The 24,726-nt window shown below is 37.3% G+C and carries 24 protein-coding genes and 1 pseudogene; 20 read left to right on the forward strand and 5 right to left on the reverse strand.

The genetic code is table 11. From position 1 onward, the window contains the following. The 20 genes from NUV69_03990 to NUV69_04085 form a co-directional block, all read left to right on the forward strand. Positions 1 to 350, forward strand: a 350-nt coding sequence (locus tag NUV69_03990; protein ID MCR4324817.1) for a hypothetical protein, incomplete at its 5' end; no start/stop codon positions are given. A 33-nt stretch (positions 351 to 383) separates the two neighbouring features. Next, positions 384 to 752 (forward strand): SMR family transporter, encoded by a 369-nt coding sequence (locus NUV69_03995; protein MCR4324818.1) that lies wholly within the window; start codon positions 384 to 386, stop codon positions 750 to 752. A 3-nt stretch (positions 753 to 755) separates the two neighbouring features. Further along, the gene (locus NUV69_04000; protein MCR4324819.1) at positions 756 to 1,436 is read left to right on the forward strand and encodes a glycosyltransferase family 2 protein; all 681 of its coding nucleotides are present in this window, start codon (positions 756 to 758) and stop codon (positions 1,434 to 1,436) included. Between the two features lie 25 nt (positions 1,437 to 1,461). Continuing rightward, positions 1,462 to 1,821 (forward strand): DUF2304 family protein, encoded by a 360-nt coding sequence (locus NUV69_04005; GenBank protein MCR4324820.1) that lies wholly within the window; start codon positions 1,462 to 1,464, stop codon positions 1,819 to 1,821. Positions 1,822 to 1,823: 2 nt separating this feature from the next. Continuing rightward, entirely contained in the window at positions 1,824 to 2,969 is a 1,146-nt protein-coding gene (locus NUV69_04010) for a glycosyltransferase family 4 protein (GenBank protein ID MCR4324821.1), read from the forward strand. Continuing rightward, complete coding sequence (locus NUV69_04015; GenBank protein ID MCR4324822.1) at positions 2,947 to 4,041, forward strand: glycosyltransferase family 4 protein; 1,095 nt, start codon at positions 2,947 to 2,949, stop codon at positions 4,039 to 4,041. The genes NUV69_04010 and NUV69_04015 overlap by 23 nt, the downstream gene beginning before the upstream one ends. Next, positions 4,013 to 4,825 (forward strand): glycosyltransferase, encoded by an 813-nt coding sequence (locus NUV69_04020; protein ID MCR4324823.1) that lies wholly within the window; start codon positions 4,013 to 4,015, stop codon positions 4,823 to 4,825. Before NUV69_04015 ends, NUV69_04020 begins: the two co-directional genes overlap by 29 nt. Next, a complete protein-coding gene (locus NUV69_04025; GenBank protein ID MCR4324824.1) occupies positions 4,822 to 5,715 on the forward strand; it encodes an NAD-dependent epimerase/dehydratase family protein in 894 nt (297 codons plus the stop codon). The genes NUV69_04020 and NUV69_04025 overlap by 4 nt, the downstream gene beginning before the upstream one ends. Beyond that, positions 5,700 to 6,818 (forward strand): glycosyltransferase family 4 protein, encoded by a 1,119-nt coding sequence (locus tag NUV69_04030; GenBank protein ID MCR4324825.1) that lies wholly within the window; start codon positions 5,700 to 5,702, stop codon positions 6,816 to 6,818. Before NUV69_04025 ends, NUV69_04030 begins: the two co-directional genes overlap by 16 nt. 57 nt (positions 6,819 to 6,875) lie before the next feature. Further along, entirely contained in the window at positions 6,876 to 7,826 is a 951-nt protein-coding gene (locus NUV69_04035) for a glycosyltransferase family 2 protein (GenBank protein MCR4324826.1), read from the forward strand. Next, positions 7,813 to 8,628 (forward strand): class I SAM-dependent methyltransferase, encoded by an 816-nt coding sequence (locus NUV69_04040; protein MCR4324827.1) that lies wholly within the window; start codon positions 7,813 to 7,815, stop codon positions 8,626 to 8,628. Before NUV69_04035 ends, NUV69_04040 begins: the two co-directional genes overlap by 14 nt. Before the next feature lie 13 nt (positions 8,629 to 8,641). After that, positions 8,642 to 9,412: a class I SAM-dependent methyltransferase gene (locus tag NUV69_04045; protein ID MCR4324828.1), complete on the forward strand. Its 771-nt coding sequence runs from the start codon at positions 8,642 to 8,644 to the stop codon at positions 9,410 to 9,412. Between the two features lies 1 nt (position 9,413). Continuing rightward, a complete protein-coding gene (locus tag NUV69_04050; GenBank protein MCR4324829.1) occupies positions 9,414 to 10,649 on the forward strand; it encodes a glycosyltransferase family 4 protein in 1,236 nt (411 codons plus the stop codon). Next, on the forward strand, positions 10,646 to 11,713 hold the full coding sequence (locus NUV69_04055; protein MCR4324830.1) for a glycosyltransferase family 4 protein: 1,068 nt from the start codon (positions 10,646 to 10,648) through the stop codon (positions 11,711 to 11,713). Before NUV69_04050 ends, NUV69_04055 begins: the two co-directional genes overlap by 4 nt. Beyond that, the gene (locus NUV69_04060; GenBank protein MCR4324831.1) at positions 11,710 to 13,335 is read left to right on the forward strand and encodes a GNAT family N-acetyltransferase; all 1,626 of its coding nucleotides are present in this window, start codon (positions 11,710 to 11,712) and stop codon (positions 13,333 to 13,335) included. Before NUV69_04055 ends, NUV69_04060 begins: the two co-directional genes overlap by 4 nt. Continuing rightward, entirely contained in the window at positions 13,322 to 14,509 is a 1,188-nt protein-coding gene (locus tag NUV69_04065) for a DegT/DnrJ/EryC1/StrS family aminotransferase (protein MCR4324832.1), read from the forward strand. Before NUV69_04060 ends, NUV69_04065 begins: the two co-directional genes overlap by 14 nt. Continuing rightward, a complete protein-coding gene (locus NUV69_04070; GenBank protein MCR4324833.1) occupies positions 14,506 to 15,147 on the forward strand; it encodes a class I SAM-dependent methyltransferase in 642 nt (213 codons plus the stop codon). Before NUV69_04065 ends, NUV69_04070 begins: the two co-directional genes overlap by 4 nt. A 38-nt stretch (positions 15,148 to 15,185) precedes the next feature. Continuing rightward, positions 15,186 to 16,370, forward strand: a complete 1,185-nt coding sequence (locus NUV69_04075; protein ID MCR4324834.1) for a hypothetical protein — start codon at positions 15,186 to 15,188, stop codon at positions 16,368 to 16,370. After that, the gene (locus NUV69_04080) at positions 16,351 to 17,952 is read left to right on the forward strand and encodes a hypothetical protein (protein ID MCR4324835.1); all 1,602 of its coding nucleotides are present in this window, start codon (positions 16,351 to 16,353) and stop codon (positions 17,950 to 17,952) included. The genes NUV69_04075 and NUV69_04080 overlap by 20 nt, the downstream gene beginning before the upstream one ends. A 1-nt stretch (position 17,953) precedes the next feature. Beyond that, on the forward strand, positions 17,954 to 19,450 hold the full coding sequence (locus NUV69_04085) for a hypothetical protein (protein ID MCR4324836.1): 1,497 nt from the start codon (positions 17,954 to 17,956) through the stop codon (positions 19,448 to 19,450). Here the strand turns inward: NUV69_04085 and NUV69_04090 are convergent. The 5 genes and pseudogenes from NUV69_04090 to NUV69_04110 form a co-directional block, all read right to left on the reverse strand. Beyond that, positions 19,441 to 20,376, reverse strand: a complete 936-nt coding sequence (locus NUV69_04090) for a class I SAM-dependent methyltransferase (protein MCR4324837.1) — start codon at positions 20,374 to 20,376, stop codon at positions 19,441 to 19,443. The genes NUV69_04085 and NUV69_04090 overlap by 10 nt on opposite strands. A gap of 131 nt (positions 20,377 to 20,507) precedes the next feature. After that, entirely contained in the window at positions 20,508 to 22,040 is a 1,533-nt protein-coding gene (locus NUV69_04095; GenBank protein ID MCR4324838.1) for a hypothetical protein, read from the reverse strand. Next, entirely contained in the window at positions 22,037 to 23,143 is a 1,107-nt protein-coding gene (pseI, locus tag NUV69_04100) for a pseudaminic acid synthase (GenBank protein MCR4324839.1), read from the reverse strand. Before pseI ends, NUV69_04095 begins: the two co-directional genes overlap by 4 nt. A gap of 57 nt (positions 23,144 to 23,200) precedes the next feature. After that, positions 23,201 to 23,581: pseudogene (locus NUV69_04105) on the reverse strand (GNAT family N-acetyltransferase). Between the two features lie 10 nt (positions 23,582 to 23,591). Next, positions 23,592 to 24,719: an N-acetyl sugar amidotransferase gene (locus NUV69_04110; protein MCR4324840.1), complete on the reverse strand. Its 1,128-nt coding sequence runs from the start codon at positions 24,717 to 24,719 to the stop codon at positions 23,592 to 23,594. Between the last annotated feature and the right edge of the window lie 7 nt (positions 24,720 to 24,726).

Consider the following 24,726-nt stretch of genomic DNA (forward strand, 5'->3'; position numbering starts at 1 on the left):
CACAAGTGCTTTACAGGTACTTAAAGATCGCCAGTACCACCAGCGGCCAAACTTTACAAATCGCCCTTTTTGAACTATTCTCAACCCTTTTTGCGCTTGGAGCATTAATCATTGCGATAAAAAAGGTGAAAAAAACCGAATGGATAGTCTTTAGCTTTATTGCCGTTTTAACTCCGACCCTTACGGGTACTCTTGCCTCAATGCCCAGGTATATTCTAATTGCCTTTCCGATTTTTATTGTTCTCGCTCAAATTAGGAACAAACATATTAAAATCCTCATAGCTTCGGTCTTCATTCTTCTTTCCCTGTATACCCTATCTCGATTTTCACAAGGCTTTTGGGTAGCTTAATTAAAACCACTTATGCTATTATTTTGAGATCATATGGGTTTTTACCAACTTCTTGTTGTCAGCGTCATATTAAATGTGACCGCAAATGTTCTTCTTAAAAAAGGAGTGTTATCAATTGGTGGAGTCAGTGGAGATAAAGCAAGGTTATTTCTCGAGCTGACAAAAGCTGCTGTTAGTCCCTATATTGTAATAGGCCTGGCTCTTTATGGCCTTTCCTTTTTAATTTGGTTAAGAGTCCTCAGCTTCAATGATCTTTCCAAATCGTACCCCATCTTCGCTTCAATAGTATTTTTGATGACGACACTCGGATCGATAAAATTTTTAAATGAAGATGTTTCGCTTATGCGTTTTGTTGGTATGGCTATAATGTTAGTTGGAATATTTATCGTTGCCAAATCGTGAAGAGTGAAGGCAGTCATAATCGTCCCGGCTCTTAATGAGTCGCCCGTTATATTCAAAGTTTTAAAATCCCTGCCCAAAAAAATAAATGGATCTACAAAAGTAGAAGTTCTTGTTGTGGACGATGGTTCAAGCGACAATACATTCCAGGAAGCTAGAAGAGCAAGGGTTCATGTTATCCGCCACCTAATAAACAGAGGCTTAGGCGCCGCCATCAAAACAGGTATGCATTGGGCTCAAAAAAACGGCGCTGATATTGCAGTTACCTTCGACGCAGACGGACAACACAATCCAAAAGACATTAACAAAATTATAGAACCAATAATCTCCAAAAAAGCAGACGTTGCCATCGGGTCTCGGTTTAGAAAGAAACAGAATGTTCCCTTCGACCGCTTTATTATTAATTGGCTCGCCAACTTTGTTACCCTTCTTTTATTCGGTGTGTATAGTACAGATTCGCAGTCGGGCCTTAGAGCCTTTTCTAAAAAGGCTTTGGCGCACATAGATTTCAAAGCAGACAGAATGGAGTTTTCATCCGAAATCTTACTTGAAGCAAAAAGAAACAACCTCAAAGTTAAAGAAGTACCAGTGTCAGCAATTTATACACAATATTCAAGGAGAAAGGGCCAAAAAAACACAAACGCAATTCCAGTCTTTTTGAAGTCTTTAATAAGACTAGCAAGATAAATTGGTAAAATTGCCCTAAATTATTATGCTAACGACAATTCAAATATTCTTACTCGCATTCACCCTCTTCGCGTTTTCTAGGGTTCTATTCAGGCATAGAGACAAAGTCATTTCAACCCGCGTCGCGATTTTTTGGTCAATAATCTGGATCGGAGCATTAATTGGGATATTAATGCCAAAAACTACAACAAATATAGCTGCGGTTTTCGGAGTCGGCAGGGGAGTTGATGTGATTGTTTACATCTCATTGACGCTACTTTTTTACCTTGTTTTTAGAATTTACGTCATGATAGAAGACCTTCGTCACGAAATAACCTATCTAATCCGTCAAATCGCTCTCCAGGAAAGTCCCTCGAAGCAAAAAACCTCCTCGAAAAGGAAATAAAAATGAAAATACTCATCGTCTCCGAATTTTTTCCAACAAGGAAAGATATAAAATTTTCCGGGGGTGTTGAGGCAAGAAATTTTTTTGTTGCAAAAAATCTCTCCAAAAAACACAATGTAACAATAATCACGAGCAATCTCGAAAGAGCAAAGGCCAAAGAGAAACTATTTAGTATGAATGTTTTAAGAGTTGGACCAAAGAGACGTTACTCGCCCGTGACAGGAGACCTACTTCAGCGCATCGCTTTTATTAGAGAAGCAATTAAAGAAGGGAAAAAACAACAAGCTGACATAGTAGAAGGGACAAATTTTATTACACACTTCATTGCTAAAGAAGTGGCACGGAATAAAAAAATTCCATCAATTGCCTGGTATCCTGATGTTTGGATAGGATCTTGGATCAAAAATGCCGGGATAATGGGCATTTTTGGAGAGGTGCTCGAGAGGGTCAACCTTGCAAGAGGTTTCGACGCGTACATTGCAATCTCAAAAGAAACCGCGAACAAAATTAAAAAAATAATAAAAAGCGAGGCCCATACAATATATTGCGGTGTGGATTTAAAAGAATTTAAATCTAAGGCAATCAAGTTCCCAAATCCTACAATCATAACAATTGCGAGGCTATCAAAATATAAGAATATAAGAACCCTCTTGTTAGCGTTTGCTCACCTCACCTTAAGCATCCCAAAAGCACAATTAATAATAGTAGGATCGGGTCCTCAAGAGAAGGAACTCAAAGATCTTTCTAAAAATCTAAAAATTGAAAAGAAAGTGAGACTCTATTCCAATCTGTCGAGAAAAGATCTAGTCACACTAATTAAAAAATCACACATCTTCTGTCTACCAAGCTACGTTGAAGGATTCGGAATAGCGACAATCGAGGCAGCAGCGGCAGGACTTCCTTACGTTAATTCAAATATTCCGATTCAAAAAGAAATAACAAAAAACGGACGAGGAGGATTCCTTGTAGATCCAAACAACCCTATTTCTTTCTCCAAAAAATTGAAATTACTAATTTCCGATAAGAAAATCTACAACAAGAAAAGTGTACAAGCCTTATCTCTCTCACAGTCCTACGATTGGAGCGACATATCAAATTCCACAGAAAAGTTATATAAATCAGTCTATGAAAGTAGCCGTAATAATTGATACCTGGTTTCCTCACATGGGAGGCGGTCAAATTAATGCTCTCGAGATTTCGAAAATACTCGCCGGAAGAGGAATAAAGATTGACATAATCACCAGAAATAACGGAAAAGAGGGATTCAAATATCCTAAGAATTTAAATGTTTACAAGCTGGGTTCTCGAACAAAACCTTTTGACAGTTTTTCCAAACTGATGTTTTTAATTAGCTCTTTTAGGTTCATCAGGGCAGGTAATTACGATCTCGTTCACGCTCATGCTTTCCTCCCAGGGATAACAGCTCGTCTTTTATCCGTTTTCTACGCTAAACCTTCGGTTTTCACCGTTCACGGGACTGCTCTAGGGAGTAATCTAAATAGCAGGCTTAAACTTTGGATCGAAAGATTTATCCTCACTCAAATTAAATACGATATGCAAATTACAGTTTCAAGAGATTTTTTTAAGATTAGAAATAAAAACAAAAAAATTTCTTACATACCGAATGGGGTAAATACTCAAGTCTTCGATAGAACAAAAAAATCAAAAGAAAAAACCTTAATTTTTGTCGGCAGGCTCCACCCTCAAAAAAACTTAATCAACCTCGTTAAAGCAATGGTAGAAGTTAAAAAAAAATTTCCCAAGATTACACTCATAATCGTAGGCGCTGGACCTCAAGAAAAAGAATTAAAAGACCTGATTAACAAAATAGGTCTTAAAAACAACGTAAAAATGACAGGACAAAAAACAGGAAGGGAACTCATAAAACTTTACAAATCGAGTCACTTATTCGTACTGCCCTCAATTTACGAAGGTCAACCGCTCTCACTCCTCGAAGCATGGGCGAGCAAAACTCCAGCCGTCGTTACAAAAACGGGTGATTGTGCATACCTGATCAAAGAAAATGTAAATGGGTTTTTAATAGAGGACCCGACAGACTATCGACAAATCGCAAAAAAAATAATAAAAGCTCTTAAGAGTAAAAACTTAAATAAAATAGGGGAAAGCGGTTATAATTTTGTGAAGAAAAATTTCTCGTGGGAAAAATCAGCTCAAGAAACACTAAAAGTATATGAGAGCCTCACAAAAACCGCAAGTTAGCGTCATCATGTCGGTTCACAATGGCATGCCTTATCTCAAAGAAGCGGTAAAAAGCATATTAAGCCAGACATACAAAAACTTTGAGTTCATAATTGTCGACGACGCGTCAACTGACAAAAGTCTGAAATACTTAAAATCAGTTCATGATAAAAGAATCAAACTAATCAAGAATTCAAAAAACTTAGGTCTTGCCACGTCTTTAAATAAGGCCCTAAAAGTAGCAAAGGGAGAGTATATAGCTAGAATGGATGCTGACGACATCAGTTTACCCAAAAGATTAGAAACTCAGCTTAATTTTCTAATAAAAAATCCGAAAGTCGATTTGTGTGGCTCATGGGCCGAGCTTATAAACGAGGAAGGGAGAACAGTAGGGGAAAAGAAATATCCTAAAAATGACAAAGAAATTAAAAAAGCTTTAGGCTGGTACCCTCCGCTCATACATCCGACGTGGTTAGCGCGGACAGAGTTTTACGAAAAAACAAAAGGTTATGATATCAGGTTCGACATGGCAGAAGACTACGAATTACTTGTTAGAGCAAAAGAAAAATTCCAAATGGCTAATATTGGTCAAAAGTTATTGCTTTGGAGACTCGGAAATAAAAGACGTTCCCGTCAGCATTTCCGACAAATGGACTTGACAGATCTTAGAATCAAGCGAAAGGCACTCCAAAAAGGTTATTTTGGACGGCTATACATATTGACAGTTATAAAAAAAACTTTAATGGTTTACCTTATTCCTCTCCCTATTAAAGTCCGAATTGCAAAATTCTTAAAAGTCGCATGAATCTTAAAAATAGAAAAGTGCTGATAACAGGAGGGTCAGGTTTCATTGGCACGCATCTTTTACAGAAATTAGAAGAGTTAGGTGCAACTGTAGATAATTTCGACTTAGTAAATGGTAACAATCTGGAAGACCCAAACGATTTAAAAAAATTTGTAAAAAGGAAATACGATTATATTTATCATTTAGCGGGGTTTTCCGGCAGCGAAAAAAGTAATCAAGAAAAAATTAAATGCTTAAGCCTCAATACATTTTCATTCGCAAGTCTCCTGGAACTTCTCATTAAGTACTCACCAAATACAAAACTAATTCTTTCAGGTTCCCGGCTAGAGTATGGTATACCCAAATATCTACCGGTTGACGAAAATCATCCAACAATTCCAATTTCAATTTACGGGTTATCTAAGCTTGCGGCCACTCAACTTGCCCTCGTCTATCATATGAACTATAACCTTGACGTGACAATTTTCAGAACTTCTAACGTCTACGGTCCTCATAAGAGCTCGTCCTTTCCTGGATATAACTTGATCAACTACTTTATTGATCAAGCGAAAAAGGACAAAGAACTAACCATTTACGGTAAAGGGGACCAAGAAAGAGATTATATATTTATACACGACCTAGTCGACGCTTTCGTGCTCTCATTTGACCGAAAAACATCGGGGGAAATCTACAATCTTGGTTTTGGAAAAGGAATACAAATAAAATCAATGGCGAAACTAATAACAAAAACAGTAGGGAAGGGAAGAGTTACCTACAAGCCCTGGCCTAAAAATTTTCAAAGTGTCGAAACAGGAAGCTACATTTCAGACATTAGAAAAATAAAAAGTTTGGGTTTTAAGCCAAAGACAAATTTTAAGGAAGGTATTTTAAAAACATGCCAAATAAGCTAAAAATTTGTTCCCCACAACTAGGACTTTCGAACAAATCCACTTTGGGCGGAGAAGTGTTTGACAGGGAAGTTCTATTAGGTCTGGCGAGAAGGGGAGTGGAGACAACAATTATTCTCCCCAAAGGAAAAGCCCACGACAAAGGCATTAAGAATTGGCATATATATTATTTACCAATTACCCACTTCCCCGCCATCGCGGCAAATCTCCTTTACTTGCCTCCCTTATTTAAAACATACCAAGAAAAGAAGTTTAATATTCTAAGAATCCATCAGCCGCAATTTTTAGGCCTTTGCGCTTCCCTATTCAAGTTTTTCAAAAGAGATGTAAAACTCGTTGCCACGATTCATCAATTCAGAGAGACAGAAATGCCCTTCGCGTCTAAGTTTTTTAACAATTTATGGGACCATATTATTTGCGACAGCGAAAATGTCAAAAATCTTATTATAAAAACTTATAACGTCGAAAAAAACAAAATTACAGTAGTTCACAACGGAACTCCTCGTTACCTCAAGCCGACTGAAAAAGGCAAAAAACTATTAAAGAAATTGAATTTAGAAAATAAATTTGTATTGATGTATATGGGTTTTTTTAACGAACGGAAAAACCCACTTTTCCTACTTAAAGTTCTAAGTGAAATTAAAAAAACAAACAAAAATGTTGCGCTCGTTTATTGGGGAGAAGGTCCTCTCAAAAGTGAAATTAAAAAAAGAGCGATCTCTTTAAATCTCTCTTCAGACATAAGGTTCATTACTCCTAAGTTTGGGCCAGAAAAGAATAAATTCCATAACTTGGCTGATGTTTTCGTTCACCCATCGTTGGACGAAGGGTTCGCACTTGCCCCCTTGGAAGCGATGGCTTGCGCAAAGCCGGTTATTATGAATAATTCACATTCAGCAAGAGAAGCTATCGACAATGGAATAAATGGATTTATTTGTGAACAAAGCGACGTCGACGCCTGGTGCAGGGCCCTAATAAAAATCCTAGGCGATAAAAAACTCGCAAACAAAATGGGTAAGGAAGCCTATCAAAAAAGATTAAAAGAATTTAACTGGAAGAAAACAATAAATGCACATGAAAGGGTATTCAATCGATTGCTAATTTAGAACAACTTAAATATAATTGTTTTCACACCTGCCTTCCGACACTCTTAGAAAATTCTTGTGAAAGCTTCCACAAAAAAAACAATATCCATCGTTATTCCTATTTTAAATGAAGAAAAGAATATTCCAGTTCTTTATAAAGAGGTCATAAAAAATGTTGAAGGATTTAACAGAGAATTCATTTTCATCAACGATGGTTCAACAGATCGTTCAGCGGAAATTATAAATAAACTAAGGGAAAAAGATAAAAGCGTAAAACTTGTAAATTTGTCGAGAAATTTTGGCCATCAAATAGCCATCACTTGTGGGGTTGATATGGCAGGTGGAGACGCAGCCATAATAATGGATGCAGACTTGCAGGATCCGCCAACTGTTATTCCAAAAATGATTAAGAAATGGCAAGAAGGTTACGATGTCGTTTACGGCAAAAGACTAAAAAGAGAAGGCGAAAGCTATTTTAAATTATGGACGGCACGGGCATTTTACAGTTTGATTAATTTACTTTCTGGCACCAAGATCCCCGATAACGTAGGAGATTTTAGACTGATTTCTAAAAACGTTATAGAAGTACTTAAAGTGACTAGAGAATATCAGAGGTTCTTAAGGGGAATGATAAGCTGGGTAGGCTTCGACCAAACCGCCGTTCAATTTAAAAGAGCAAGAAGATATTCCGGTAAATCCAAATACTCTACTTTATCAATGGTAAAACTTGGAGTTGACGCCTTACTCTCTTTTTCGTTCTTCCCTTTAAGGATCGCCTCCTTCTTAGGAATAGCAACAGCAACGGGCGCGATCGGATTCATTTTTTATACCCTAATTTTAACGGCCGGTGGAACTACAGTTAAGGGTTGGCCTTCAACTATAGTTTTGATGCTGTTTTTAGGTAGTATTCAACTCATCACAATTGGTATCATAGGGGAATATTTGGGCCGGATATATGAAGAGGTGAAGAAAAGACCTTTATACATCATAAGGTCAACAGTCGGAATAAAAAGAAATGCCAAAATCTAGAAAAACCCAAAAACAGACTATTGAGGAACTTTTCCACGATAAATACGCCTCCTCAGTCAAATTGGAAGATTTAAATGTGGAGGAAAACTTTTCTCTCGCCGCTCAAGAAAACCGTAGCGCCGAAAAAATGTTCGGCGACCTAGAGGGGAAACGAGTGCTGGACTTGGGGTGTGGATTTGGCGAAACAGCAGTTTATTGGGCAACGAAGGGCGCAAAAGTCGACGCTATCGATATCTCTTCTGAGTCCATCGAATTAGCAAAAAAATTGGCAACCAAGTACAAGGTTTCTAAAAACTGCAACTTTAAACAAATGGCTGCAGAGGATCTAAAATTTAAGGACAATTACTTTGATTACGTATTCGGCAACGGGGTACTTCACCACGTTCAACTTATGGAAGCTGGGAAAGAAATAAAAAGAGTCTTAAAAAAAGGCGGCAGGGCCGCGTTTGTTGAACCCCTTAAATACAACCCCGTTATTAATGTATATAGAAGAATTGCGAATGAAGTAAGAACTCCCACCGAAAACCCTTTAGGTTTTGGCGATATCAACAAGCTAAAAACAGTATTTCCTCACGTTAAACATAGTGAATATGAGATGCTCACTCTTTTAATATTTGTTTGGTTCTTCATAGTTTCCAGAGTAAGTCCGAATGAGCAAAGGTACTGGAGGAAAATCTTAAGGGTTACGGGCCCACTAAAGCTTATCCTTGGCTCATTAATTTTTCTGGATAAAATAGCCCTTTCCCTTATTCCTCCACTTAGGTATTTTTGCTGGAATACAGTAATAGAGCTAAGGAAATAACTTCATGCCACCCATGAGATTTTTACTCAAGCTGTATGTAAATTCCTTAAAAAAAATTGAATTAGGGAGCGCAATTTCTGTCAGATTAACTAAAATTACAGGAAAATCAAAAGTTAATATTCATCCTAAACATTTCTTAAACCAAGACCCTTGGTACACAAAAAAACTCTCAAGCAGCGATATTGTCCTTGACCTAGGAAGTGGCATAGGTCAAAGCGCGATTAAGGCGGCAAGGGTTGCGAAAAAAGTAATCGGTGTCGAAAAAGATAAGCAACTGATTTTAATTGCAACAAAATCCGCATCAATAGAAAAAGCTAAAAATGTATCGTTTAAAAAAGGTGATCTCGAAAACAAACTTAAGTTCAAAAATAATTCTTTTGAAAAAATAATTTTTCTCGACGTTCTAGAGCATCTGAATAGTCGTGACCAGATCTTGAAAGAAATTCACAGAGTGCTTAAACCTAAAGGATTACTTTTTTTGGGCGTGCCAAACAGTGAAACTTCTTGGAAAAAGCTTCAAAGAAAAGCGGGTACCAATTCCTTTTCCGACCCCGACCACAAAATAGAGTTCAGCGAGAAACAAATCAAAGACTTGCTCCAAAAACACAAGTTCAAAATAATAGAATTTTCTTACGGAAAGGTAGACACTCCATTTAGAGGATTTTACGACATAATCGGAGGGTTTTCGATTTCCGCGTACAGAAAAATTTCAAATTGGAGACAACAAAAGGCCAATAGACAAAATATAGACGCCAGCGGATTCGAAATAGTCGCGCAAAAATAATATGAAAACAGCTTTTTTAATTGAGCATTTCATACCGTTTGCTACAGGAGGGTCCGAATGGAGTACATATTATCTAGCGAAAGACCTCAACAAACTTGGACACGATATCACAATCATTACACCAAATTTCGGAAGTAAACCGTTTGAGAGAATGGGAGGTGTAAAAATTAAAAGATTTCCCATTTATAAGAAAATAAAGACAAAAGACAGTATCCCCGGAAATTTTTTCTTTACGAATCCACTCTGGATAGTATGGAGCATGTACTACACATTTACCTTTCTAAAAAATGAAAATTTTGACATAATCCATGTCAATGGAAAATATATGCTTCCTCCAACAAGACTCGCAAATATCTTTCTTCACCTACCCCTCGTCGTAACAATAAGAGACTACCAAGTCATATGCAACTATGGACTGTGCCTATGGCGGGGCCAAAAGGCATGTAATTTAAAAGACTATTTTTTTGATGATTTTAAAAAATATTACAGTAACTACGTCACAAACAAAAACGTCACTATATTTTTAGTCAATCTCGTATATGCGTTCTGGGGAAGGGCATCTCGAAATATATTAAAGCTCTCAACCTATAAAGCCAAAGTTGTGTCACTTTCAAATATACAAAAAAGAATATTTGAAAAAAACGGCATAGATGTAATGAGCGTCATTGGAAACTCAACGGATTTTAAAAATAAAAAAAGTTCAACTAAGGAAAATAAAATTATATATGCGGGAAGATTTACTCAAGGAAAGGGTTTAAGCCTTTTAATTTCTATACTTCCCGATCTTATAAAAAGTAATCCTGGCTACCGGTTTGTATTTGTTGGAGATGGGCCTCTCAGACCTGAAATCGATCAAATGGCTGAAAAAGCCAAAAGTGTAACAGTACTTGGTCAAATTAACCACGATAAACTTCTCGATGAAATTGCTTCTTCAAAAGTGTTGGTGGCCCCCTCAGTATGGCCTGAGCCGTTTGGAAGGGTTGCGATAGAAGCGCTTTCTCAAAAAACGCCCGTGGTGGCGACAAATGTAGGCGCTTTTCCGGAAATATTGAGTAAAAGATGGGGAATTATTGTAAGGCCCACGAAAAAAGACCTTAGAAGAGGTATTGAAAGCGTGATTAAACATAATAAATACTACGTTAGGAATATCACTAAAGACTTGCCTGGCATGAAAGATAAGTTTCAAAAAGATGTAACCGGAAAATACTTAAAGCTCTACAAAAGCCTTACGGCATGAATTTGGCAATATTCTTATCGACGGGAGAGAGTTTTGAAGACATGGACAAGCGAGGACAAGGAAGTCAGTTCAGAAAATTTTATCTTAAAGCTTTCTCGCAGAATTTTGATCTTGTCTACATATTCTCTTACTCTAACGAAAAAGTAAAAGGGTTACCAGACAATGTTTTCGTGATCAAAAACAAATTTTCACTGCCAAGATATATTTATGCCCTGCTTTTACCTATCCTAGAAAGGAACACAATTAAAACGTGCACAGTTATAAGAACGTACCATATTTCCGCAACACCGCCCGCTATAATTTCAAAGATCATCTACAATATCCCTTTTGTTTTTAATTATGCCTATGACTATAAAAAGGTTGCGCGTCTTGAAAGAAAATATCCTCAGATACTTTTTTTTACCCTTGTCGAACCCTTCGCTAAGTTTTTTGCAAACAAAATCTTTGTAGCATCAAAAGAAATTTCAACGGGTACCAAAAAAGAGATATTTTTACCAAATGGCGTAGACACGGAGTTTTACAAACCACAAAAGGTCAAGAAAAAAGGAAACATGATACTGACAATCGGCAGACTTGAAAGCCAAAAAAATTTTGAGAGCTTAATTAAAGCAATTAAGGGACTGAATGTCGAACTGGTTATAGTCGGTTCAGGTAAACTGAAAAAGAAGCTAATACAAGATGCAAAAAAACAAAAAGTAAATCTAAAAATAATCGATCGCCTTGAAAATACAAGACTCCCTTCCTTGTATAATAAAGCAGATATTTTTGTTCTCCCCTCCCTCATCGAAGGCAGCCCTAAGTCTCTCTTAGAGGCTATGAGCTGCTCAATACCTCCAATCGGAACAAATGTCATGGGAATAAGAGAAATAATAAAAAACAAAAATAATGGTCTTCTTGCAAAAGTAGATTCCGAAAGTCTTTCCAAGAAAATTAAATATCTCATCACAAACCCTTCTGTACGTCTAAAACTAGGTAAAAACGCCAGAGGGTTTATTGAGAAAAATTACGACTTAAAAAATTTAATAAAAATAGAAATAAGCACAATAAAAAACGCTGCGACATGAAAATCTTATTTATATACCCGTCAAATAGAAAATCTCTCGAGGTTGAAGTTAAAAATAGAAAATCCCCCGATAATGCCCTTTACGCAATAAATCATTTAAGAAAATATGGTCACAACGCCTACTTTAAAGACACCCCCCGCCTTTCGGAAAAAATTTTAAACTTTTTTCTATTTCCAATAAACGGACTTTTTTTGAAGCAAATTGAAATCGATTTTAAATTAGTACGAATCATAGTACTCTTACCCTGGATTGCAAAAAGTGATATCGTAATCGCCAACACAGATGGTGTAGCTTTACCCTTGTGTTTCTTAAAAAAGATAGGGGTTATAAGAACGCCTTTAATTTACGCCGTGGGCCTCTTTTATGTCGAAGGCGGACTAGAAAAAAGTATCGAGAGAAAATCTCCAAGTCTATTTTCCGCATTTTATAAATGGATAATAAGTTCGGCTGATCAAATCTTGTATCATTCTCCCGCTGAAAAAGAAAAACTTATCAATCTTGGAGTCTACAATCCTGCCATATGCACGTTTACCCCAATGGGTTCAGACGGGAAATTCTTCAATCAGTCAAGATTCTCAAAAATTAAATCAATAAAAAATACTGTGGTCGCCGTTGGCAAAGATAGAGCGCGAGATTATGAGCTTCTTTTGGCTTGCGCAAACTCACTAAAAAGCCTTCGAGTCATCATTATTTGCAGAAAGGAAAATATTGTAAATTTTAAAATACCCAAAAACGTAAAAGTTCTTTATGAAATACCATACGAAGAAGTTGCAAAATGGTATCGCAAAGCGGAGGTAATCGTAATACCCCTAAAAGAGATAAGAAAATCAACAGGACAAATGACATTTACGGATTCTCTACAAAGTTCACGACCAATAATAATAAGCGCCGTCAGCGGCATCTCTCATTACCCCTTAAAGACAAATTTCAATGCGGTTTTGGTTCCGCCCCAAAACGCGACGGCTTTGGCAAAAAATATTAAGGAACTAATCAACAACAGTAAACTTCAAAAGAAACTGGTTAAAAACGCGATAATTCTCAAAAAACGATACACAACTTACCAATATGGTAAAGAATTAGAAAACGTAGTAGAAAGAGTAAGCGAAAAAGTGCAATTAATACCTTTATCCAAAAAGCACCTTGAATTTCTAAGAAAACTACGAAATGAAAACAGAAGATCATTCTTGTCGCAAGGTCTTATCTCAAGGGAAGACCAAAAAAAGTGGTTCGAGAAATATAAAAGTAACAACAACGATTGGGTTTTTATACTCGAAAAAGACAAGGAGCCAATCGGTGCAGGATCAATATATGATACAGACGCAGTAAAAGGAGAAGCGAAAATAGGAAGATTCGTAATTAAAAAACAATACCGCCATAAAGGCTATGGGGTAATTCTTTTAAAAAAAGTTGAAGAAATTGCTTTTGGGGAGCTTAATTTAAAAAAGTTAAATCTTGAAGTTTTGGCGCGCAATATTTCGGCATTGAATTTATATAAAAAATCAAATTTTAAAGTAGGATCAGGAAAAATTATCAAAGGACAAAAGGTGATAGTAATGTCCAAAGAGACAAAACTTGGTCCTTTCAGCAAGCGTATATTACAATTCAACGATGCCGACTTATAGCAAAAGCAGAGTTTCAACCCTGTCAGTTCTGCCGGTGTTTAGACCTGCAATGGGCCAGGAGGAAATCGATGCGGTTTCACAAGTACTTAAAAGTGGATGGATTGGTCTTGGCCCCAAAACCGAGGAATTGGAAGAAAAATTTGCAAAATTTGTTGATGCAAGATACGCAATAGGTCTTTCTTCAGCAACGGCTGCCCTTCATTTAAGTATGCTTGCATTAAAAGTCGGGAAGGGGGACGAAGTTCTTGTCCCATCGTTAACCTTCGTATCTACCGCACATGCGGCCTTATATGTTGGTGCGAAACCTGTCTTCGTGGATGTCGACGAAGATACACTTTGCATGGATCCTGATGATCTTGAAAGGAAAATAACCGAAAAGAGTAAAGCAGTAATTCCGGTTCATTTCGGAGGCCATGCCACTGACCTGGACAAAATCCACTCAATAGCCCGGAAGCATAAATTATTTGTTGTCGAAGACGCCAGCCATGCCACTGGATCCGAATACAAGGGGAAAAAAATCGGTAGTTTATCGACAATAACCTGCTTTTCTTTCCATGCAGTAAAAAACTTAGCAACAGGCGATGGAGGAATGATTACCACGAACGATCAGAAAATTGCAGACAAGATAAAAAATCTTAGATGGGTAGGCATCGATAAAGGAACCTGGGAGCGTGAAGAACTAATTAGCGACAAGGGTTATAGACAATATGGATGGTATTACGACGTTACCGATTTGGGCTATAAATACCACATGAATGATATAGCAGCAGCAATTGGCCTCGTACAGCTGAAAAAATTAAAAAGCACCAACGCCAAAAGGCAAAAATTAGCAGCAAGATACAATAAGTTTTTAAGTAAACTTTCTTGGATCAAAACACCGCTAACAAAACCCTGGACAAAAAGCGCAACTCATAATTACGTTATAAAAACTCTTCATCGCGATGACTTGAATATTTTTTTGAAAGAAAGAAAAATATCGACAGGCGTCCATTATATGCCGATTCATTATTTTAGCTATTACGTCAAAAACAATTTAAAAGCAGACGTGCCGGTAACGGAGAAAGTCTGGAAAACCCTTTTAACGCTGCCGCTTTATCCGACACTTTCCCTGAGCGATCAGGACTATGTCATTTCTTCTATTGGTGAATTTGGTCGCATCAACAATCTAGAATGAGATCACCTAAAACCTTCAGTCTGCAAGTTAAAAAAGATCATTATTTCAATTTAAAATATGACACAAAGGCAAGATGGATAAGTTATTGGTATCAGATAAAAGAAGTAATTAGCCAGAATCCTCGAGAGGCTCTGGAAATTGGAGTAGGCAACAAAATTGTTTCTGATTATCTTAAAAAAGTTGGAATAATCGTAAAAACATGCGATTTTGATGAAAGGTTGAAACCCGACGTAGTAGCAAGCGTAACGAAGCTACCTTTCAAGAAAGGAAGTTTTGATACAGTCCTTTGTGCTGAAGTTCTTGAGCATTTACCTTTCAGGGAGTTTAAAAAATCTCTTAAAGAAATACATCGGGTGACGAGAAAAAAGGCAATCATTACACTTCCCCATATAAGCCTAACAAATTTGTATTTCGGATTTAAAATAATTCCCTTTCTTCCCAAAAGGGAGTTCGCCGCGAAAGTCGACTACCCTTTTAAACACAAGTTTGAAGGAGAGCATTACTGGGAAATAGGAAAGAGAGGATACGGCTTAAAGAAGGTGACGGAAGCAATAAGCCGCACCGGCTTCAAGGTTGAAAAAACTTATTATCCACCAGAAAATCCAAAGCATCAATTTTTTATATTAAAAAAAGAGTAATCGTCGGTGAATGCGAAAAGCGAGTACATACTTCCGAGATGTCAACAGCAATGAAGATGATTTTTTCTGCTCGCTCTTGTGAGCAAAGCTTGCAGTCCTCGTTCTATACTGGAACTGTGGGCCTAAAACTTGAAGGGACAATACCGAGAGCTTTTAGCCCTCGGAAGTTTATACTATTCTCCCCAATCTCTACAAAATCCAAATTTAAATCAGGTATTTCTATTAGGATAGAAGGCGTTTCATCTTATCTCAAGTCTCAAGGAATACAAACTGTAATTGTCGACAAAATAAGGACGCCTAGAAAAGCAGATTATACGTACTTGTTGGTAAGTACCAAAAAAGACTCTATTAGCTACTCCGCGGCTCGTAACATTGAAGACAAAAGTAAGGTGATCGTCGATCTTTACACTCCGCTAATCTTAGAAAAAGAGTTAACCTTTTCAAAATACAAACCTTTTGATTGGGTTAAAAAAAATAGCCAAAAAGACAATATTAAACTAATACTTTCAAAAGGGTCTCATTTTTTCGTTGCAAACAAACGACAAAAGGAATATTGGTTAACTTTTTCCGAACAAGAAAGTTTGAACTTAACCAACAGACAGATCTCAGTTATCCCTACGGGTTATTCACAAAAAAGTATTAAACCCTCACCCCAAAAGAAAATTCTCTGGTTCGGAGGAATTTACCCTTGGATGAATCCTTATCCTTTAATTGAAGCATTCAAAAAAATAACGGACAGCGATCAAGAGTGGAAGTTAAAAATTCTAGGAGGCTTTCATCCAGAAACTGGTTATCAAAAGATATACAAAGACGTAACTTCAAAATTAAAAACAATCCCTAAAAACCGTCTAGAAATTCTTCCTTGGCTTCCTGCAAAAGACCTTAACAAGAATCTCGCAGATGTTTCTTTCTGTGTTAACCTAGTAAAGGAGTCGAAAGAGGATTTCTACTCGCATCGCGTCAGGCTCCTTACAGTTCTTAACGCTGGAATACCAATATTGACGAATGGTAAAGATACGATAAGTGACCTTGCTGTTGAAAAACTAGCAGGGGAGAAAGTGCATGCTAGAGTCAATGAACTCTACGAAAAAATGAGTAGTCTAATCAACAATAAGAGACTGGTCAAAAAAATGCGAGACAATGCCCTGAAAGTCCAAAATGATTTTATTAAGGAAAATTTATCAGATAAAAATTTTAAATCATTTGTCAAAAAAAGTGCCTGAGGTTTCTAAAGAAAACCTTATTATCTTAACATTCGGGCTTCTAATTGGCTTCGTAGTCTCGCTCCCCCACATTTTAGGCAGTATTGATAATAAAGGAGCTTATCAGCCCTTTTCCGTCAATTCTGCGGTTTCCTACTCCAAAGAGGAAGCCTATACTTATGCTGCCCAAGTACAGCACCTTGTCAAAGGTTATTTGATTGGAGACCCATATATATGGGAATACAGAAACGGGCTCTCTCCCTATCTTGGAGAACTAGGTAGTATTGTTCCTGTATCCATCCTCTCAATACTTTTATCTAGCGTCCCCAAGGGATTTATGGCATCAGACTTTGTCTTTCCGTTTACTCTTTTCTTATTAATCTCGAAAAATTTAAAAAATTTAGGATTTAATTTAAGTTTCACCCTTTTTGCCGCAAGCGCAGTTCTAGTAATCCCCTTTTTGTCTGTGCTGATACCGAAAATCACAAGTTATGGAACTGTTTTAACCGGGATAGAAAATGGGCCGTTGCTCTTTACGAGAACACCTCACCCACAAATATCTGATGTTTACCTTTTTTGCGCCATCTTCACGTCAATTTGGTTTTTGAAGTCAAAAAATCCCAAAAGAGTAATAATTCTACCAATAATCCTTGGGCTCTCGCTTTACTCTTCTGTCTATGTCGCATCAACAATTATCTTAGCATCGCTGATCATCGCACCTTTTGCCGCAAAAAACTTGGACAAAAAGCAAATAACAAAAATCTTAATTATTGGGGCGATAGTTTCGCTGCCTCTGCTTTTAAATTTTTACCTGACACGGGAAATTCTCTCGAAGGAGTTCATTCTACGGTTTTCTCAAGAAAAAAATTTTCTCTTCCCAATCCAAATTAGGTACCTTTTAATTGCATTCCTTCTGTATAAATTTAGGCCTCGCGACCCCATCTACAAAGTTTTATTTATATATGTAGTTTGCGCTGCAGTTCTTATTGATTTTCACCAAATTATTCTCGGAAGAGATTTACAAGGAGACCACTGGATAACAAGAGTTATAGCTCCTTTGGCTACGCTCTCTCTTTTATTAATCACCTATACTTTTTTCAAAAAGGCAAATTACCGACTTTGGACTTTGGCTACGCTCTCGATTTTAATTTTTGGCTTTTACGTCCAGAATAACTGGTATCAGAACAACAAAAGTTATTTAACGCAAGACACCAGAACTGCGTCATTGATAATGCAAATAAACACAATGGGCAACAATTACGTAGTGGGCACTTTGAACACCAGCCTAGGAGACGAAATTAGAGCAACTACGGGAATCTGGACTTATCTTTCACCCGGGGATAGGTCTTATATAAGTACCGCAGAACAAATCCAGAGAGCTTGCGACCTTTTAGTTTTACAAAAGGGTACATCAACTCTAGAAGAAGCAAACGAAGCGCTACTATATGAGTTAGGTCTCGAGGCTAAGAATAAAAAAACTGTGGAAAAAGTGCAAAGAGAATTATCGCAGTGTGCACAAAAAAACAATACAACGCCCTCCTTTAAACTAGACTACTTAATAGTCGAAAGCGAAAATGGAGAGTACTCCTTAAAAAAGATCTAGAATGACAAAGATCGTAAAGATTCAACTCATTTTATTCTCAGCGTTATTGATATTATGGAATATTTTTACACCTATTCTAGAAGGCGCCGATGAATCCGGACATTTTTGTCACGCTGACTATATTGCGCATAAAGGGAAAATTCCTAACATTAAAATCCAAGACGGTTGCTATCTTTGGCACCCACCATTCTATTATTCAATGTTGGCACCAATCATAAAAGTGTTTGGCTTGCCAGAGTATCCCCAAAGCCAATTAGAGATGAATCCCAACTTCAACTTACTTAGAAAAGGAGAGTATTCTCAGTTTGTACACACTAAGGAAGAATTGATGCTTGGCTGGGGACGCCTCGAATTCTTAGTCCATACTTTAAGATTATTTTCTGTACTTTGCGCCATTGGCATCTTTTTGATTGCAGTTCAATTATTAAAATTCACCTTGAAAAACGAAAGCCAAAGAACCCTAAGCCTACTCTTTCTTTTCAACCCCATGTTTATTCATATTTTTACCACGCTTACAAACGTAACCCTATTAAGTTTTATTTCCGCACTTTTTCTTTTTATTGAATTAAAATACTTCAAAAGCTTAAAACCTGCAAAAATTCACGTCCTTCAAGGCTTTTTACTGGGTATCGGATTTTTAACTAAAATAACCTTCGTTGCAGCCGGAGCGTTCTATTTAAGTGTTGCTTTGTTAAAATTAAGAAACAGACCTGAAAGCCTTAGAAGAAGTGCAATAGAAATATTAATCTTTATATCGACTTTCATGATCGTCACTGGATGGTACTTGGCAAGAGCTCTCACTCTTTATGACACGCCTCTGGAAATTAACGCGCTCACTCAAGCGCAAGGAGGAGACCACCATTTAGATCTTCTAGAAAATATTGGCCCTTTAAATTATTGGAATAGTTTTGCCTTAACACTGTTTAGAACTTTTTGGTCTGGGTATGGAGCGCTGACAGTACGCTTTCCTGAAATATTAAATTTAGTTTTACTTATCAGCGTTATGCTCGTAATAATAGCAGCAATTAAAAAATGGAAAAGAACAAATGCTTACTTCAAATTGTCAGCACTTTACTTAGCGGTAACTTTCATAACTCTAATCATCGGAAATTTCACACTATCTGCAATGCATGCAAAGGATCTATTCCCCGCGTACTTACCAATCTCTTTCTTATTCGCTTATGGGGCGAGCAATTTGACAAAAGTATTTAAAAAAAACGGAAAAATGATTTTTTTGGGAATTCCCGTAGCGATCTATTTTTTTGCACAAAACGAAGTTGTTGGAATTCTAAAATTACTGTTCTTCCAAGAATCTCAAGGGGCTTACTTAAAACCTCTAATTGTTAAGGTGACGACTGTTCTAGCTCTGTATGGTCTTATTTATCAAGGGCTAAAAAAATTAAAGATAAATAACAGGTGGCATATCAAAATTACGTTTACTTTATTTGTCGCCAATATTGTAATTCTAGCAATTTCCACCTACTTATTTTACAGCTGAGGTTTTTTAATAATGTATTCAAGTTTCATCGGAAGAATTCCGACTTCAGAAAACGCAGCGCGCAGCAGCTTCTTCGGTAAAGAAATTAAAACTAGCAGCAGTTGATTTTTAGACCTTTTTTGGTTCCAGTGCTTTTTAATTTGTCCTGACAAGTCACGGTTGGCCTCGACAGACGACCACTCAATTTCTAGCTTGTTTGCTCTGCACAACCTTTCAATTAGCCTGTTGTTTGTGTAATTAAGCGAGAAAACAAAGTCTTTTACTACGGAGTAGTCTCTTTCTCTTACCCAATTAACCTTTCTAATATTTAAAAACTTCAACGCAAAAAGTGCCCACAGCGAAAAAACCCTCTTTGGCATTAAAGGAAAGTATGGTAAATGATAATGTTGTTCTACAGGGAAAAAATAATTAGGACAACTCAAATATATAAATCCGCCAGGTTTTAATATTCTCGCAAGTTCCTTCAGAGACTTCTCCGGATCTTGAACATGCTCCAAGACCTGAGAAAAGACGCATAGATCAACGACCCCACTTTTTAGAGGTATCTTTTCAGCGGTGCCATCAATTACTTTTAACCGCCCCTTTTTCTTTCGAAGCTTATTGTAATAGTACTTAATAATTTTTCTATCTTTAGTGCTTGGCTCTATCGCAACGACCTCAAATCCAAGCGATACTAAATTCAAAGAAAATTGCCCATATCCGGCCCCAATGTCTGCAATCAATCCCGGAGTTTTGTTCGTATTAGATAATATGTGCCTAACAGTCCTTGCCGTCAGCTTAAAGGACTCCGCGAAAAACTTTTCCAAAGACTCGGTCGACCCATTCCAATATTTGTTATTTAATTCAACCCATAGCTTATCTTTGTCTTCGGCCTTCGAATACATTAAGTCGACCGGAAGATTTTTGCGTCGAGTATCAGAAGTCATATTTACTTAAATAAATTATTCATGGACTAAAGCCCATGATTAGGCCCGGAATCACATTTAGTTACATAAATATGACGAGGACCGCATGGCACTGTAGGTTTTGACATTCGCTTAAAGAATCACTCTCAGCCTCAACTTGAAAGCTGGGGCTTCTCGCTCACAATAACCTTGTTTATAAATTTGTCGATCTCCATAAAAGATTTGATGCCAAAAGCAGAAACATAATGATTCGAAAATTTATTTTGATAAAATCTCTGCCTTTTTAGTTTATTTTTGTCGTATAAAATCTTTTTAATGCCAACATCAATATCTTCAAGCTGATCAAATTTTATGTTTATCGAGCTCTTACTTTTAACAAAAGGATCCCCGAATTTTCCAGACAGAAATGAATTATCGAAGTAGAGTGTTGGCTTATTTTTCAAAATTGCAATCAGACCCGCAGTTGTCGCGCCTGTTATTACAACGTCACTCTTATTAATAACATTTTCTACCTTACTTGAATTATCCACCTTTACATTTGCGGGAAGTTCCAGATCGTCAAGGTCGTCCCTTAAAGAATAAGAAGGGTGGTTTCTCAGAATAATTCTAAATCCCGAATCTAATTTTGAAAGCCCTTTAACTAGCTTTTCAATCGATTGTTTATTCGAGTACCTTAAAAAAAGAGACAAAGTTCCAAAAATAGGTGCCCATAAAACTAAAACGTTTATGATCTTTTTTTCTTTCAAGTTAACATGATTAATGTGTTTCGGCCTTTTATAATACGGACAGCCGGCTATATATGCATTTTTAGGGTGGATCATTTTCGCCAGTCTGCCCCATACCAAATAATAATCAGAAAAGTAAAAATCAGATTCAATTATTTCCCAGGTCGCTATTCCATGTTGAATTTCAGCAACCTTTATTCCAAATGACTTCGCCATTAAAGCAAAAGCTGAGCCAAATGTATCATTGCTCGTTGAAGTTAAAATAACTTGAGGTTTCGCTCGTAAATAAAGATAAAAGGCAAAATTTAAAAAAGAAACAATTTCAGGAAACAAAAAAAGCCTTAAATACCATAATCTGAGCGTCCAGGGTCGACCGGCAAGAAGTGCATTCTCATTTTCTACCCGCCATCTTCTAAAGACAAAAAAAGATAAGGCTTTCAACCGCTCGCGTCGTGATTGGTACCTTTGAGTGTTGGTGAGATTTAAAAATGAAATATTGATACTTTTCAGATATTTTTGATCAACCTCTGTTATTTTCCCGACGACTAAAACCTTCCTCCTCTTTGAGAGGTACTTAATGAGTGGCAAAAGACCACTTAGGTGCCTGCCGCTAGCCACTATTAAAACCTCAGATGCCACATGTGGCCATTTAATTTTTGCCCTTGGCGCCACAATCAATTTAAGAAGGTGAGTAAGCTTTGATGCATATTTAAGTGCCTTTCGGCCGGGACTTAAGGAGTAAGCAAACGTTTGTGGGTATTGTCCCCAAACGTCATCTATAGGCTGCTTTTGTAAAAGCGACGAAAAAAAATGATGCTGAGAGAAAGCCTGAATTTTTTCCAGTGATATGCCATAAAACTTATAATTATTATTCGGATAATACTTGGAGATCCAGTTTTTCGACAAATCAACTGAATAGTCGTACAAGTTTTTTGACTTATTAAATGAGGAAGCAATCACTTTTCTATTAGGTCCCAGGAAAGGGGGGTGCCGAGCTCTATATCGTAGAGTGCCCGACTGCCTATAATATCATCCCACTCTCGAGGAGGCAATCCATTACTAGGTCTTACCGTTTTAATATTTCTTGAAGAGAATTTCTCACCCTTCTTAATATCCTTAGAGACAAAAATAGAAGGCCTAAACCGCATGTTATATTCCTCGGCACTATTTAACGGGCCATATTTAACCTCGCCCTTCGCCCCTTCATTTCTTCTTATCTTTTTCACCATTTGCCCAAATTCTTCTGGCTCTAATGAAAATCTGGAGTCCGGCCCTCCGCGAGAGCGTTTTGTAATTAAATGCTTTTCAATGATTGAAGCACCCATAGTTGCCGCAATCGTTGGGGCTATGATTCCCGCGTTGTTGTCGGAGAAACCGCTAACCACCCCAAACTTCTCCTGAAGGTCACCTATTGTCCTAAGATTCATGCTGGAAAGTAGGGGACTGGCAGAATACTGAGTTACGCAATGCAAAAGAGCAATTTCACCAGAACCATATTTTTTTAACGTATCAACTGCAAGCTCAATTTCCCAAAGGGCCGCAAAACCAACAGACATAATGACGGGTTTTTTAGTTTGAGCAACCTTTCTTATTAAAGGAATGTCTACAACTTCATAAGAGGCGATCTTATAACAGGGAACCTTCAACTTTTCCAAAAAATCCACAGCGGTCTCGTCAAAGGGAGTTGAAAAAAAAATTAGGCCTAACTCTTCCGCAACTTTTTTGAGCTTAGTGTGCCACTCCCAGGGAGTATAGGCAGTCTTATAAAGGTCGTAAAGCGTTTCATTCTTCCAAGCCTCAGGAGTCTTTTTGCCTCTGACAATAAACCATTCCTTATTCGACTTAAGTGTTATTGTGTCAGGCGTGTACGTCTGAATCTTCACCGCGTCCGCTCCCGCTTCTGCGGCTGCTTTAATTAACCTTACAGCCTCCTCAAATTTTTGGTTATGATTACCCGAAATTTCGGCAACGACAAAACAAGGGAATTGAGAACCAATACTCCTAGTTCCAAGTTTTATAAACGGTTTTTTAATATTTCCATATTTCTTTTTAAATAAAACCATTTCAATCGCCTTTTCTTTTTCCCTAGACTTCAGGCCCGTGCTCACAAAACCGGCGTCTAAAAAACTCTTTTTCGAGCTAATATTTATGGGCTTTATATATGCTCTGATTTCACGAAGAGCTGCGGAATTTTCAAAAGCATAATCACATGCTTTCTGAATTAAAACAGGACCGTATCCACGGCCGCGGTACTTATTAACCAGAGAGATACTAATTTCGCCAACGTCTCTATTTAAATCAACTCTGACCTGACCGGCAGGAAGGCCGTCAACCTCCGCGACAAATAAGTAAGTATTTTTATCACCTAACTTACCCATAAACCACTTAGTGTGATCATCAAGCTTAACTGGGCTACTATTAAAGCTGTTTTCCTTGACAGTTGGATCATTCCTTAAGCTGTAAAAAAAGGCAAGATCAAATTTATTCGCTTTTCGCAGCATTAGCTTGCTGTCAATTTTTTTCTTCATCCCAAATATTATCTTTTTCCCACTTCCCTTTGTTTTTTCTCCATACTCTCGCATCTCGAAATTGGTCAGCAGTTTTATCAAACTCTTTTTCCTTCATTCCGACATATTGCAACCATCGTTTGAGATCACGAGGTTTGACATGATCATATTTTCTTACCAAATCTATGGCTTTTTTTCTTGTAATATAACCGCTCCTTATATCTTTACATGCATGATCAGTAGCTCTTCCATAACCAAATTTGACAAACTTTAAATAGTCATGCACACCATTTTCATGCATGTCGTCAAGATTGGAAAATCTACGGTAAGTTCTGTCAAATGGCTTCTTAGATTGTTGCCAATTGTATAATCTTTGCATCAATTTGTATTGCTTATTTGCGTCCCAGTCAACGTAATTTCCTAAATATATACCTCTAACTTCAGATTCCTCGAGTTCTTCTTCGGTCGGATATTTGGCCCAAAGCAAGTCTTGCTCCTTCAAACCTTCTTCACCTACCATATCGTACCAATCAAAGCCCCTTAAGGCGTGTTCAAACCTATACTTCGCTGTCATCTCGGGAAATTCATCTGCTCTATACATTCCCCCCAGGTCGGTATATCCATGTTCTCCCCAGACGATTAACTTAATTTTAAATTTAACCGCAATTTGCACCGGATATGTAAAGATGCCGCAATGAGCATGCCAGTTCATGTCGCCCATCTTCTTGAAACAAATACGGTTCAGTTTAACCAAAACGTCAACATTAGGTTTGAATATGATGTGATCCACGTTAAACACATGATGCATACGATTCAAGTTATATTCTCCCTCAGGAAGATAATTATTTCCGTGGTAAGTGACAAGAAGCGGTTTTAATTTTAATACCTTTGTAACATAGTGAGTTTGAAAGTAACTATCTTTCCCTCCGGAAACGGGAATAATGCAATCATAATTTGAGCCGTTAGAAACACGAGAGTCTTCTGCTAAACTCTCAAGTAATTTAGCCCTTTTTCTCCAATTAATTTTTTTCCGTGCTTCTGAAACTCGGCAACCAGAACAAACTCCGTCATTGTCGAAAGTTAATTTAACAGCAGAGGAAATTGGGTAAACACATTTAGTACAGTACTGCATAACTTAT

The organism is Candidatus Curtissbacteria bacterium (genome assembly GCA_024654445.1).
GTDB lineage: Bacteria > Patescibacteriota > Microgenomatia > Curtissbacterales > GWA2-41-24 > JANLHP01.